Origin of the sequence: Haloferax gibbonsii ATCC 33959, assembly GCF_000336775.1 — an archaeon.
In the GTDB taxonomy this organism is placed as follows: Archaea; Halobacteriota; Halobacteria; order Halobacteriales; family Haloferacaceae; genus Haloferax; species Haloferax gibbonsii.
Genome location: NZ_AOLJ01000022.1, coordinates 1 through 13,347, shown reverse-complemented (window position 1 = coordinate 13,347; position 13,347 = coordinate 1). Strand labels below are relative to the sequence as shown.

At 68.0% G+C, this 13,347-nt stretch carries 9 protein-coding genes; 5 read left to right on the top strand and 4 right to left on the bottom strand.

Features of this window, described 5'->3' with window-relative positions; translation table 11 throughout:
- Positions 1-226: 226 nt before the first annotated feature.
- The 3 genes from C454_RS13900 to C454_RS13890 all read left to right on the top strand — a co-directional run bounded on the left by C454_RS13900 (position 227) and on the right by C454_RS13890 (position 6,175).
- The gene (locus C454_RS13900) at positions 227-1,939 is read left to right on the top strand and encodes an L-lactate permease (RefSeq protein ID WP_004976573.1); all 1,713 of its coding nucleotides are present in this window, start codon (positions 227-229) and stop codon (positions 1,937-1,939) included.
- A gap of 179 nt (positions 1,940-2,118) precedes the next feature.
- Complete coding sequence (locus tag C454_RS13895; protein WP_004976572.1) at positions 2,119-5,199, top strand: FAD-binding and (Fe-S)-binding domain-containing protein; 3,081 nt, start codon at positions 2,119-2,121, stop codon at positions 5,197-5,199.
- A 187-nt stretch (positions 5,200-5,386) separates the two neighbouring features.
- The gene (locus C454_RS13890) at positions 5,387-6,175 is read left to right on the top strand and encodes a CBS domain-containing protein (protein WP_049905186.1); all 789 of its coding nucleotides are present in this window, start codon (positions 5,387-5,389) and stop codon (positions 6,173-6,175) included.
- Between the two features lie 45 nt (positions 6,176-6,220).
- Here the strand turns inward: C454_RS13890 and C454_RS13885 are convergent, their stop codons facing one another.
- The 4 genes from C454_RS13885 to C454_RS13870 form a co-directional block, all read right to left on the bottom strand.
- Positions 6,221-7,345, bottom strand: a complete 1,125-nt coding sequence (locus tag C454_RS13885; RefSeq protein WP_004976570.1) for a pyridoxal phosphate-dependent aminotransferase — start codon at positions 7,343-7,345, stop codon at positions 6,221-6,223.
- A gap of 70 nt (positions 7,346-7,415) precedes the next feature.
- Entirely contained in the window at positions 7,416-8,204 is a 789-nt protein-coding gene (locus C454_RS13880; RefSeq protein ID WP_004976569.1) for a helix-turn-helix transcriptional regulator, read from the bottom strand.
- A gap of 234 nt (positions 8,205-8,438) precedes the next feature.
- Positions 8,439-8,984 (bottom strand): GIY-YIG nuclease family protein, encoded by a 546-nt coding sequence (locus tag C454_RS13875; RefSeq protein ID WP_004976568.1) that lies wholly within the window; start codon positions 8,982-8,984, stop codon positions 8,439-8,441.
- 21 nt (positions 8,985-9,005) lie between these two features.
- Complete coding sequence (locus C454_RS13870) at positions 9,006-9,437, bottom strand: DCC1-like thiol-disulfide oxidoreductase family protein (protein WP_004976567.1); 432 nt, start codon at positions 9,435-9,437, stop codon at positions 9,006-9,008.
- Between the two features lie 106 nt (positions 9,438-9,543).
- On the opposite strand from C454_RS13870, the gene C454_RS13865 reads away from it, so the two are divergent.
- The gene (locus C454_RS13865) at positions 9,544-11,895 is read left to right on the top strand and encodes a DEAD/DEAH box helicase (RefSeq protein WP_004976565.1); all 2,352 of its coding nucleotides are present in this window, start codon (positions 9,544-9,546) and stop codon (positions 11,893-11,895) included.
- Positions 11,896-12,022: 127 nt separating this feature from the next.
- Positions 12,023-13,180: a hypothetical protein gene (locus C454_RS13860; RefSeq protein ID WP_004976563.1), complete on the top strand. Its 1,158-nt coding sequence runs from the start codon at positions 12,023-12,025 to the stop codon at positions 13,178-13,180.
- Positions 13,181-13,347 lie beyond the last annotated feature (167 nt).

The following is a 13,347-nucleotide window of genomic DNA, read 5'->3' as shown; positions in this document are numbered from 1 at the left end:
TAGACCGTGTAGAATGCGAATTGGGCGTTTAACGCCGTATTTGGCTCGGTATCTTCGAGTGTACTGGGTTGTGTACTCCGGGTAAGACGACCGCCACAGAGATGTCAGGAATAGCGACGAACGATAGATATATATCACAAAAGTTGTGTAGCGGATTCCACGATGCACCGCATCAGGCACGAATCTGGAACGGCACAGGCTGGAACGAACTGTGGGGGTGTGCGGCATGGTTAACGCGACCGACGCGCTCATCGCCCTGCTCCCGCTCATCACTATCGCCTATCTGATGGTCGGGCGGTACTGGCCCGCGACGCGGGCGATGCCCGTCGCGTGGGTCGTCGCAATCGGGGCCGGCGTCCTCGGCTGGGGCATGACGCCGCAGTGGGTTATCGCGTCGACCATCAACGGCTTCATCACCGCCTCGAACATCCTGTACATCGTCTTCGGGGCCATCTTGCTCCTGTACACGCTCAAGCAGACGGGCGCGTTCGACGCCATCAACAACGGCTTCGCCTCCATCAGCGAGGACCGCCGCGTGCAGGTCGTCCTGCTCGTGTTCCTCATGGGCTCGTTCATCGAGGCGGCCGCCGGCTTCGGCACGCCCGCGGCAATCGTCGGCCCGCTCCTCGTGGGCCTCGGCTTCCCGCCGCTCGCGGCCGTCGTGGTCGCACTGACGGGGAACCTCATGGCTATCACCTTCGGCGCGGTCGGCACGCCGCTCATCATCGGGATGATAGACATCTTCGACGACGTGCCGGTCATCACGAACGCGCTCGACGCGCAGGGCATGGGCGTCGAACAGTGGGTGTCCGAAATCGCCGTCTTCGCGGCGATGAACCACGTCGTCGTCGGCGTCGTGCTCCCCTTCATCGGCGTCGCCATGATGACGCGCTTCTTCGGCGAGGAGCGCTCCATCAAGCCGGCGCTCGAAGTCCTCCCCCTCACGCTGTTCGCGTGGGCGTCCTTTTCGGTGCCGTACTTCCTGACGGCCTACTTCCTCGGGCCGGTGTTCCCCGGCCTCGTCGGCGCGATGGTCGGACTGCTGCTCACCGTCTCCGCGCTCAAGGCCGGCTTCTTCCACCCCGACGAGGAGTGGGACTTCGCGCCGCGGGCCGAGTGGCCCGACCACTGGGTCGGCGACATCCAGCCCGGCGAGACGAGCGAGCGCGGCGGTGCGGTCGCCGCCGACGGGGGCGTCGCCCAGCAGATGTCGCTCTGGAAGGCGTGGACGCCGTACGTCCTCGTCGCGGCCCTGCTCGTCGTCACCCGGGTGTTCGACCCGCTGACGAGTTTCCTCACGTCGAACCTCGTCTTCGAGTACGCGGACATCTGGGGCACGGGGCTGACCGGCGACTTCCAGTTGCTCTACCTGCCCGGCGCGGTGTTCCTCGCGGTCCATCTCGTCACCATCGGCCTCCACGACATGGACACGGCGGCGGTCAAAGCGACGTGGGCCGAGACCATCGAGAAAGTCACCCCGGCGGTCATCGCGCTGCTGTTCGCCGTCGCGACCGTCCAGATAATGCTCCAGTCGGGTAACGCGACGGGCACCGACAGCATGCTCATCGTCCTCTCGGAGGGGATGGCCGGCATCGCGGGCGGTGCCTACCCGTTCTTCGCCGCCTTCGTGGGCGCGTTCGGCGCGTTCCTCGCGGGGTCGAACACCGTCTCCGACATCCTGTTCGGCACCTTCCAGTACGGCGTCGCCGACCAGATCGGCACGTCGAAGACCGTCATGCTGGGCGCGCAGGCGGTCGGCGGGGCCATCGGCAACCTCATCGCCGTCCACAACGTCGTCGCCGCGCTCGCGGTCGTCGGCCTCGTCGGCGAGGAGGGTCGCGTCATCCGCCTCGAACTCATCCCGCTTCTGTACTACGGGACCGCGACCGGCGTCCTCACGCTCCTGTTCAGCTACGTGCTGTTCCCGGGCGTGTTCTGACCGGTCGGGACTCCCGACGGAACCGACCTGAATCGTCCCGGCCCGACTCGAACCGGACCGAACCGACTCGGTTCGGGTCGCGAATCGACGCGCAAACCAACCGCGCGCGACCCGGACCGACACCCGTCACCGGGTGTCTTTATCCGTTCACGCAAACCGACATACGACAGAGCTAATCAATGGCATCCAACACGCACGAACCGGCCACCGACCCCGCGCTCGCTGGCGATTACGACTACGTCAGCGACGACGTCGAGCGGCCGGGGCTGGTCGAAGACCTCGAGTCCCTCGTCGAGGGCGACGTGCGCTTCGACTCCTACACGAGAACGCTGTACGCGACCGACGCGTCGGCGTACGAGCAAGTCCCCATCGGCGTCGTCATGCCGACCTCGACGGCCGACGTGGCGGCGGTGATGGAGTACTGCGCCGACCGCGAGATTCCCGTCCTCCCCCGCGGCGGCGGCACGAGCCTCGCCGGCCAGACCGTCAACGAGGCCGTCGTCCTCGACCTCGTCCGCCACATGGGCGGCGTCGAGGAAATCGACCCGGAGGCGCGGACGGCCACGGCCGAAGCGGGCGTCCGCCTCGGCGAACTCAACGAGGAACTCGCCCCCCACGGCCTGAAGTTCGCGCCCGACCCGGCGTGGGGGGACCGCTCCGCGCTCGGCGGCGCGATCGGCAACAACTCCACCGGCTCGCACTCGCTGAAGTACGGCAAGACCGACTACTACATCGAAGAGCTGGAACTCGTCCTCGCGGACGGCACGGTGACGACGTTCGGCGAGGTGAGCGTCGACGAACTCCGCGAGGCCGGCGACCCCGACGGCGACCTCGAAGCGCGCGTCCACGCGGAGGTCGCGCGGATACTCGACGAGGAGGCCGACGAGATTTCCGAGCGCTTCCCCGACCTGAAGCGCAACGTCTCGGGCTACAACCTCGACATGCTCGTCGACGAGATGCGCGGCGAGCGCCGCACGCCGGACGATACCGGCATCGACGAGGACTGGGAGGCCGGCCGCGTCAATCTCGGCAGACTCGTCGCCGGGAGCGAGGGCACCCTCGGCATCGTGACGAAGGCGACCGTCTCGCTGGAGGAGATTCCGAACACCGCGTCGGTGGCGCTTCTCACCTACGACGACGTCATCGACGCGATGCACGACGTCGCCCCCATCCTCGAACACGAGCCCGCGGCCGTCGAGGTCATGGACGACGTGCTGCTCGACCTCGCGCGAGACACCGCCGAGTTCGCGGACGTGGTCGGCATGCTCCCCGAGGGCACTGACTCGACGCTCCTCGTGGAGTTCTACGCCGACTCCGACGAGGACGGCAAACAGAAGGTGGCGAACCTCATCGAAGACCGCGTCATCGACCCCGACGGCACCGAGTTCGACCCCGACGAGGGCTCGGCCTCGGTGACCGAAACGGAGCGCCGCGCGACCGACTTCATGGAGGCCCACGACGCCGACACCCGCGCGAAGTTCTGGAAGATGCGCAAGTCGGGGCTCCCGATTCTCCTCGGTCGGACGACCGACGAAAAGCACATCGCGTACATCGAGGACACCGCCATCCCGGCCGAGAACCTCCCGGCGTACGTCTCGGACTTCCAGGACATCCTCGACGAACACGACACCTTCGCGTCGTACTACGCCCACGCGGGGCCGGGCGTCCTGCACATCCGCCCGCTCGTCAACACGAAGACGGCCGAGGGCGTCGAGACGTTCGAGGCCATCGCCGACGAGGTGACGGACCTGGTCGTCAAGTACGGCGGCTCCGTCTCGGGCGAACACGGCGACGGCCGCGCGCGGACCCAGTGGAACCGCAAGCTGTACGGCGACCACCTCTGGAACGTCTTCCGCGACCTCAAGACCGCGTTCGACCCCGACTGGCTCCTGAACCCGGGGAACATCTGCGGCGACTACGACATGACCGAGAACCTCCGGTTTTCGCCCGACTACGAGTTCGACGCCGGCTTCGAACCGGCGCTGAACTGGGACAACGACAACGGGTTCGAGGGCATGGTCGAACTCTGCCACGGCTGTGCGGGCTGTCGCGGCCAGCAGTCCACGGTCGGCGGCGTCATGTGCCCGACGTTCCGCGCCGCCGAAGAGGAGATTCAGGCGACCCGCGGCCGCGCCAACATGCTCCGGCAGGCGATGAGCGGCGGGCTCCCGGAGGACGAGCTGTTCACCGACGAGTTCGTCGACGAGGTGCTCGACCTCTGTGTCGGCTGTAAGGGCTGTTCGAAGGACTGCCCGAGCGAGGTCGACATGGCGAAGATGAAAGCCGAGGTCGTCCACGAGTACCACCAGCGCAACGGCTCCAGCCTCCGCGACAAGCTCTTTGCCAACATCGACTCGCTGTCGAAGCTCGGGTCGGCGTTCGCCCCGCTCGCCAACGCGGCGACGAAGGTACCGGGCGCGCGGACGGTCATGGAGAAGACCGTCGGTATCGCCAAGGAGCGCTCGCTCCCGAGATTCCACTCGACGAGTTTCGTGGACTGGTTCGAGAGCCGCGGGTCGGCCGACATCCCCGAGGCGCAGGCCGACCGCAGGGTGCTGTTGTTCCCCGACACCTACACGAACTACAACCACCCCGAGGTCGGCAAGGCCGCCGTGAAGGCACTGGAGGCCGCGAACGTCCACGTCCGGATTCCGGAGGGCGTCGCCGGCTCCGGTCGGCCGCCGCACTCGAAGGGCTTTCTCGACAAGGCCCGCGCCGACGCCGAGCAGAACGTCGAGGTGCTCGCGCCCTACGTCGAGGAGGGCTGGGACGTCGTCCTCTGTGAGCCCTCCGACGCGGTGATGTTCCAGTCGGACTACCTCGACTTGCTCTCCGGCGGCGACGTGGAGACCGTCGCGGCCAACGCCTACGGCGTCATGGAGTACGTCGACGCGTTCCGGCTCGACGAGTCGCTGTCGTTCCTCCCGCAGGACGAGTACCTGACCTACCACGGCCACTGCCACCAGAAGTCCACGAAGAAGGACCACCACGCGGTGGGCGTCCTCCGCCGCGCCGGCTTCGAGGTGGACCCGCTGGACTCGACGTGCTGCGGGATGTCCGGGTCGTTCGGCTACGAGGCCGAACACTACTCCATGTCGAAAGCTATCGGGAACATCCTCGAAGGCCAAGTGGCCGAGAGCCCGGGCGACGTGGTCGTCGCACCCGGCGCGTCCTGTCGGACCCAACTCGAAGACATGGACGGCGCGGACGACGACCCGCCGCACCCGGTCGAGGTGCTCGCGCGCGCCATCGACGCGTAAGCGACGCCGCGGCGCTTCGACGGTGCTTCGACGGCACTCCGACGGCGCTCCGATGGCGCGGCATCGCGGGCCCGACTCGGACGCGACGCCGGTCGTTCCCACCTCGTTTTTCGTCGCAGATACGTTTAGGGCGCTCCGCGGTCAACCGCGGGACGACCGAGATGCGAGTGAACCACCAATGACACCGATGGAACTCGACGACGTTCGCGTCGACGCGTACATGACGACCGACGTGGAGACCGTCGGGCCCGACGCGTGGGTCACCGACGTGGTCGACCGACTCAAGGCCGGCCCGCAGTACGGCGGCCTCCCGGTCGTCGACGCCGACGACCACCTCCTCGGGTTCGTCGGCGCGATAGACCTCTTGGAGGTCAACGGCGACGTGCGGGTCGAGTCGGTGATGAGCCGCGACCTCGTGGTCGTCCGCCCGGAGATGACGGTGAAGAACGCCGCGCGCGTCATCTTCCGCACCGGCCACCAGTTCCTCCCCGTCGTCGACGACGACCGGGTGCTGCTCGGCCTCTTTTCGAACGGCGACGCGGTCCGGAGCCAAATCGAGCGGACGACCCCCTCGAAGGTCCAGAGCACCCGCGAGATGCTCGAACGGACCCACGACGCGTCGATCAGCGTCGCCGAGCGCGAAGTCGAGGTGGACTCGCTGATTCCGACTCAGCGAGAGGTGTACGGCGACGAACTCGAAGGCCGGAAGTACGAACTCCAGAACGGCCTCGCGGAGCCGCTCATCGTCGTCTCCCACGGACCCGAGACGCTCCTCGTCGACGGCCACCACCGCGCGATGGCCGCGGAGCGGCTCGATATCGACCGGATGCTCGCGCACGTCCTCACGGTGTCGCCGGAGGAGGTCGGCGAGTTGGGCCTGCGCCGAATGGCCCGCCTCGGCGGCCTCCAATCGCTCGCGGACGTGGAGGTCAACGATTACCTCCAGCACCCGCTCATCGAGAAGACCGAGCAGTAGACCGGAAGCGCCGCCGGGAGGTGCGAGTCGGAGCGGCGGGCCGGGTTACTCGGCGAGGTCGTCGAGGGCGTCGCCGAAGGCGGCGAGTCCGGCTTCCATCGCCTCGGGGTCGCCGCCGAGGGAGATTCGGAACGACTCCGGCGCGTCGAAGAACCGGCCCGGGACGACGAGCACGCCGCGGTCCCACGCGGCGTCGGCGACGGCGTCGCCGTCGACGGAGGCGTGGTCGAGGAAGGCGAACGTCCCGCCGGCGTGGATGCGGCCGTCGAGTTCGTCGCGCTCGGCGACGAACGTCGCCAGAAGGTCGTGGTTCGCCGAGAGGTGTTCGCGGGCGGCGGCCTCTATCTCGTCGCCGTGGTGGAGCGCGCGCCGGGCGAGTTTGGTGCTCGGCTCGGCGACGGCGGGCAGGTACATCGACGCCGAGCGGGCGCGGGAGACGACTTCTTCGGGGCCGATAATCCAGCCGACGCGGAGCCCGCCGAGGCCGTAGAACTTCGTCAGCGACCCGGTTACGACGGTGTTTTCGAGGCCCGACGCCGTGATGCCGCCGAAGGGGCCGTCGGCGGCGGGGTCGACGAAGGGCGCGTACACCTCGTCGACGAGGAGGTAGCCGCCGGCGTCGGCCGCGGCCGACGCGACCTCGGCGAGTTCGGCGCGCGGCGTGAGTTTGCCGGACGGGTTGTGGCGGTTGGTGACGATGGCGTAGGCGAAGGCGTCGGTGGAGGCCCCGTCGAGGCGGTGGGGTTCGAGTTCGTAGTCGTACTCCGGCGGGCGGACGAAGCGGTCGACGCGCGCGCCGAGCGCCTCGGAAGTGGCCACGAGCGGCTGGTAGCCGGGTTTTTCGACGAGCACCTGCGGGCGCGAGGCGTCTTCGTCGCGGTCTTCGTCGTCGTCGGTGGCGAGGTCGAGGAGCGCGCAGGCGGCGAGGAAGTTCGCGTTCGTCGCGCCCGCGGTGACGAGGACCGAGGACTCGGAGACGCCGTAGCGCGCCGCGAGCTGGCCGGCGAGCGTCGCGTCCTCGGGGTCCGAGCGACCGGAGAGAACCGGCGGGACGAGGTCGTCGCCGCGCCGGGACGACCCGAGGTCGCTCGTCGCGAGGTCGTGGGCGGCCTCGTCCGCCCGGTCGACAATCCACTCCAGATAGGGGATTTCGGGGAACGTCGTCGTCATTGGGACTCCTTCGCGGTGGCTCCCGTAAGTCGTTGGGGTCTCGCGGACATCGGCCGCGGGTGCGGGGCCGTCAGCTCCCGTCGACCGGCGGTCGGGGGAGCGACGAGGCGTCCGCCCGACAGTCCTCGATGCGCTCTCTGGCCCACGCGACCGCCGCGGGCGAATCGTTGTAGACGACGCCCACGAGGCCGCGTTCGGAGTACGCGACCAGGAACGCGACGGGGCCGTCCGGGAGGTCGGAGACGACGAGACTGTAGGGAAGCGATTCGACCGACCGGAGCGAAAAGGAGCTGACCGACCACGCCTCGGCGAGCTGCGGCCGGTAGGCGGTGACGAGCCGTTGGACCACGTCGTCGGTGGCGACGAGGTCGACCGGGGTGCCGTCTTCGACGACCGCCCGGTAGTAGGCGTCGACCTGCGAGGGAAGCGCCCCGCGGACGAGGCCGCGTATCGACGTCGAGCCCTCGACGAAGGACGTGAGCTTCGAGAGCACGGGTCCGAGGCCGTCATCGGCGGCGATAGCCTCACAGCCGTCGAGGAAGACCGGCGCCAGCGGCGCGCCAGCGTCGAGTGAATCGAGCACCGTACTGGCCGCGTCGATGTCGTCCAGACACTCGACGAAGTTCGAGTACGTGTCGAGCGCCATTCGCCCGGCGAGCGTCGGGCGGTGGACGCGGTCGCTCGTCTCGACGAAGCCCGCGCGCTCTAACTCCCGGAGGCCGCGGTCGACGGTCGAGCGCGACACCGGGAGCCCGTTCACGAGTTCCGCGGTGGTTCGAGGCTGGCGAACGACGGCCTCGAGCACGTCGGCCCGCGACGCGAGCACGTCGAACACCTCGTCAGCCTCGGACCGAACCATGTCGAGCTACATGAACGTCGTACTACTTAAAGAACAGGAGAATCGGACACAAGTATATAAAGAAACAGCGTATTTATATACGTCGAGTCACGGTATGACTGAGTGATGCGATGGGTGAAGTAAAGCGTGTAGCAGCAGTATGAGGGTATGCCGGGGTGCCTCTGACAACCGGCTTTTCGTCCGAACCGGGGTGCCCGGTCCGGTTCGGGCGTCAGAGGGGGGAGACATCCCCCTTCACATTTTGCTTCGAAATGCTGCTTCGACGAGCGGTGTCGCCGTCTCGACCGAGTCACCGCGCGCGAGGTGCGCGTCGCACGAACAGTCCGACGAGCCGAAGCCATCGACGGCGGTCGCGCCGAGCGACGACGCCAGTTCGGTCGCGACCGCGCACTCCACGTCGCGGTCGGTAACGCAGACGACGCGCGCGAGTCCGACGGCCGGGTGGCCGCCGAGGTAGTCGACGTGCCAATGGCGAGCGTCGTGGTCGCCGGCCGCGACGCGCCGATGGCGGAGGACGCGTCGCAGTCCGCCCGTTCCGAACGCGCTCCCGACGTAGACGTAGGCACCGGCGGAAACGCGGTGCTCGCCCAACGCGCCGACGTCGATGGTCGCCGCGGGCGCGTCGAAGACCAGCGCGTACGTTCCGACCGGCGACCGAGAGCCGAGGGCGAGCGGGTCGTCGTCGGTGCCGAGGACCGCGGGGTCGAGCGAGTGGACTGTCGGATTCTCGTCGGGCGAGTTCCTCGGGTCGTCGTCGGTCGGGTTCCTCGAGTTGGTCATAGCCGGAGTGCGTCAGTCGGGTTACGAAAGCTCGGCGGGTCGCGGCTCGGCGTTGTCGAGGAGGGCCGAAAACAGCTCGGCCGCGTCGGCGTCGAGGTCGTAGACGCTGTGGACGTCGTCGGGGTCGCGGCCGCGACCGCTGGCGGCGCCGACGACCTTCGCGATTCTGTCGTAGTTGTCGCGGACGAGACTGCCGAGGAGGCCGGGCATCCCGGCCCGGTCGGTGAGTTCCTTCGCGGCGGCTCGGCCGGCGTAGACGCGGCTCTCCCGACGGTCGACGAGGACCATGGCGAACGGCACGTCCGCGAACTGGGCGTCGAGGAACGCCTGCGCCGCGTCGTCGTACCACGAAATCGCTTCCACGTCGTCGAGGCGCTTCAGCGCCGACGCGGCGACCGAGCAGTAGGCGCACTCGCCGTCGTAGATGAGGACGGCGTCCGCGGATTCGTTCATGCGCTTCCGTCGGGACGCGAAGAACAAAAACGGCGCGGCTACTGTGTTTCGTGCTACCACGTCAGAACTGCGACAGCGTTAGGGCGGCCACGTCCGCAGTAGGCGTGTGGACGACCTCATCGAGTGGCTCCGGACCAGACCGTACTACGAGGGGCAGATTCGGTCCCACCGCCGGTTCGAAGCGCGCGAGCCCGCCTTCGCCGACGTGGACCTCGAACCGCGACTGGCGTCGGCCCTCGAAGACCGCGGCATCGACCGACTCTACCGGCATCAGGCCGAGGCGGTCGAGGCGGTCCGCGACGGGAACAACGCCGTCTTGGCGACGCGGACCGCCAGCGGCAAGAGCCTCGCGTACACCGTGCCGGCGTTCGAGCGGGCGATGGACCACGGCGGCCGGACGCTCTATCTCGGCCCGCAGAACGCGCTCGTCGCCGACCAACTCGACACGCTGTCGGACCTCGCTCGCGGCCTCGGCTTCGGCAGCCGCGTCTCGGTCGACCAGTACACCGGCCGGCTGTCGAAGTCCGAAAAGCGCGAGGTCAGAAAGCGGATGCCGACGGTGCTGCTTTCGAACCCCGACATGGTTCACTACGCGCTGCTCCCGCACGCCCATCGGCTGTGGGAGTGGTTCTTCTCCTCGCTGGAGACGGTCGTCATCGACGAGGTCCACGGCTATCGCGGGGTGTTCGGAAGCCACGTCGCGCTGCTCCTCCGTCGGCTCAAGCGCGTCTGCGAGCGGTTCGGCTCCGACCCGCAGTTCGTCTGCTGTTCGGCCACTATCGGCAACCCCGTCGAACACGCCGCGCGCATCACGGGCGAGCGGGAGGACTCCTTCGCGCTCGTCGACGAGGACACGAGCGGGACCGGAGAGACCAACTGGCTCCTGTGGAACCCGCCGGAGTACGAGAACCCCGAGGCCGGCGGGTCGGGACGGCGGCGCTCGGGCCACGTCGAGACCAAGAACCTCTTCGTCGACCTCGTCGCCCGCGGCCACCAGACGCTGGCGTTCACCCGCGCCCGACAGGCGGCCGAACGGTACGCCTCCGAGAGCGCGAGCGACCTCAGGAGCCGCGGCGAACACGCGCTCGCCGGCGAGATTGCGGCGTATCAGGCCTCCCTGACTCACGACCGGCGACGGGAGATAGAAGCCGGCCTGCACGACGGCGACATCACGGGCGTCTGGAGCACCAACGCGCTCGAACTCGGCGTCGACGTGGGCGGACTCGACGTGGTGCTCATCGACGGCTACCCCGGCACGCGGATGTCCGCGTGGCAACAGGCCGGGCGGGCGGGTCGCGGCGACAGGCCCGCCTTGGTCGTCCTCGTCGGCGGCGAAGACCAACTCGACCAGTACCTGCTGAACCACCCCGCGGAGTTCTTCGACGGCGACCCCGAGCGGGCCGTCTCGGACCCGGAAAACGACCACCTGCTCCCCTCGCACGTCGCCTGCGCGGCCGCCGAGAACTGGCTCTCGACCGGGGACGAGTCGTACTTCGGCGGGTCGTTCCCCGGCGTCGTCTCGGACCTCGAAGCCGACGGAACGCTGGCGCGCCGGGAGACGGACGACGGGCTCCGGTGGACCCACGACGGAAGCGAGAGCCCGCAGCACGCGATGAGCCTCCGAACCATCACCGACCGCGAGGTGCAACTGATGGACACGCGGAACGACGAGACCATCGCCACGCTGGCGTTCGACGACGTGCTTCGAGACGCCCATCCCGGCGCGGTCTACCACCATCAGGGACAGACGTACGAGGTCGCGGAGCTCGATTTGGACCGCGACGTGGCCCGACTCCAGCCGACGTGGGCGGACTACTACACCCGCGTCCTCCACGACAAGCACATCACGGTCGAGCGGGACATCCTGTCGAAGCCGCTGTCGGCACGGTCCGACGTGGAGGTCCGGTTCGCCGAGGTGACGATGCGCAAGCAGATTACGGGGTTCGAACGCCGCGACCCGAAGCGCGGGACGACCATCGGCCAGCAACTGCTCGACCTGCCGGAGACGAGCCTGCGGACGAAGGCGCTGTACTTCACCGTCCCCGGCGACGTGGAAGCGGAGATGCGCGAGCTATCGAGCGACCGCGCGGAGGGGCGCGACTACGGCTTCAACGGCGGCATCCACGCCGCGGAACACGGGATGATTTCGCTGTTTCCGCTCCGACTGCTCTGTGACCGCGGCGACATCGGCGGGCTCTCGACCCCGTACCACAGCCACACCGACCAATCGACAATCTTCATCTACGACGGCCACCCCGGCGGGGTCGGCATCACGCGCGCCGGCTACGACATCGCCGAGGGACTGATGCGACAGACCGCCGAACTGATTTCCGACTGCGACTGCGAGGACGGCTGTCCCTCCTGCGTGCAGTCGCCGCAGTGCGGGAACGCGAACGACCCGCTGGCGAAGGACACGGCGGTCCTGCTGTTGGAGTCGTTGACGGGGACGCGAGCCTGAGGCAGCGAGACGGCCGTGAATCGCCCGCCCTCGCCGACCCGCCGGGTTAATTATCACTACATCGGCATTTCAGGCCCGCTATTCGGAACCAACAGCTATTTTTGGGAAGCCTAAATTCATAGGAGCAATGAACGCGGACATCTGCGTGGTCGTCCCGACTATTCGGGAGTACGAGTGCATGCGGTCGTACTTCGACAACGCGCGCGAACACGGGTTCGACCTCGACCGGCTCTTCGTCCTCCTCGTCACGGAGGACTTCTGCGACGCCGAGGGAATGGAGTCGATGCTGGACGACGAGGGCGTCGCGGGCGCGGTCTTCGACGGGACCGCCCGCGAGGAGTGGTACGACGAACACGACGTCTCGGAGTACTCGCATCTCGTCCCGGCGGCGAGTCACGCCCAGACGAGCTTCGGCCTGCTGTACATGTGGGCGCACCCCGAGTTCGACTACGGCGTCTTCATCGACGACGACACGCTCCCGCACGACGAGTGGGACTTCTTCGGCCGCCACATGGCGAACCTCGACCGCACCGACGAGGTGGAGTCGGTGTCGAGCGACGAGCGTTGGGTGAACGTCCTCTACCAGAACGCCGACGAGCACGGGCTGTACCCCCGCGGGTACCCCTACTCGGCGATGGACGAGACGGTCGAGACCGGGACGCGGGAACTCCGCGACGTGGTCGCCTCGCAGGGGCTGTGGACGAACGTCCCCGACCTCGACGCGGTCCGCATCCTGATGGACGGCGACCTCGAAGGGCAGGCTCAGACCCGGACCGACTTCGACGACTTCGACGACGACTTCGTGGCCGAGGAGGGCCAGTACCTCACCGTCTGCTCGATGAACCTCGCGTTCGAACGCGAAGTCATCCCGGCGTTCTACCAGCTACCGATGGACGACAACGAGTGGGAGGTCGGCCGCTTCGACGACATCTGGTCGGGCGTCTTCCTCAAGCGCGCCGCCGACGTGCTCGGAAAGGACGTGCTCACCGGCTACCCGCTGTGCGAGCACAACAAGGCCGCCCGCCCGACGTTCGACGACCTCAACAACGAGGTGCCGGGCCTCGAACTCAACGAGCACCTCTGGGAGGTCGTCGACGCGGTCGGCGACGACGCCGACAGCTACGCCGGCGTCTTCGAGGCGATGGCCGACGCCCTCGCGGACGGCGACTGGTCCGACTACCGCAACGGCGACTTCTTCAACTACGTCGGCGAGCACATGCGCGACTGGCTGGACTGCCTCGACGCCCTCGCCGCGCCGCGGGCCGCCGCGCCGGCTGACGACTGACTGATTGCCCGACGGGTGACCAATCGGTCGGCCGACCGACCCGCGCCGGCGGACCGGCAATCGTCTCTTTGTCCCGCGATTCGCCCGCTTCGCCCGACGAATCGGTAGGTATAAATGATTTAGGGAGACCTAAATCAATGCTGTCTCTTATACACATCTCTGATGGC

Coding starts and splice junctions, on each gene's coding strand:
- C454_RS13900 (WP_004976573.1), top strand. CDS start 227: ATGGTTAACGCGACCGACGCGCTCATCGCCCTGCTCCCGCTCATCACT.
- C454_RS13895 (WP_004976572.1), top strand. CDS start 2,119: ATGGCATCCAACACGCACGAACCGGCCACCGACCCCGCGCTCGCTGGC.
- C454_RS13890 (WP_049905186.1), top strand. CDS start 5,387: ATGGAACTCGACGACGTTCGCGTCGACGCGTACATGACGACCGACGTG.
- C454_RS13885 (WP_004976570.1), bottom strand. CDS start 7,345: ATGACGACGACGTTCCCCGAAATCCCCTATCTGGAGTGGATTGTCGAC.
- C454_RS13880 (WP_004976569.1), bottom strand. CDS start 8,204: ATGGTTCGGTCCGAGGCTGACGAGGTGTTCGACGTGCTCGCGTCGCGG.
- C454_RS13875 (WP_004976568.1), bottom strand. CDS start 8,984: ATGACCAACTCGAGGAACCCGACCGACGACGACCCGAGGAACTCGCCC.
- C454_RS13870 (WP_004976567.1), bottom strand. CDS start 9,437: ATGAACGAATCCGCGGACGCCGTCCTCATCTACGACGGCGAGTGCGCC.
- C454_RS13860 (WP_004976563.1), top strand. CDS start 12,023: ATGAACGCGGACATCTGCGTGGTCGTCCCGACTATTCGGGAGTACGAG.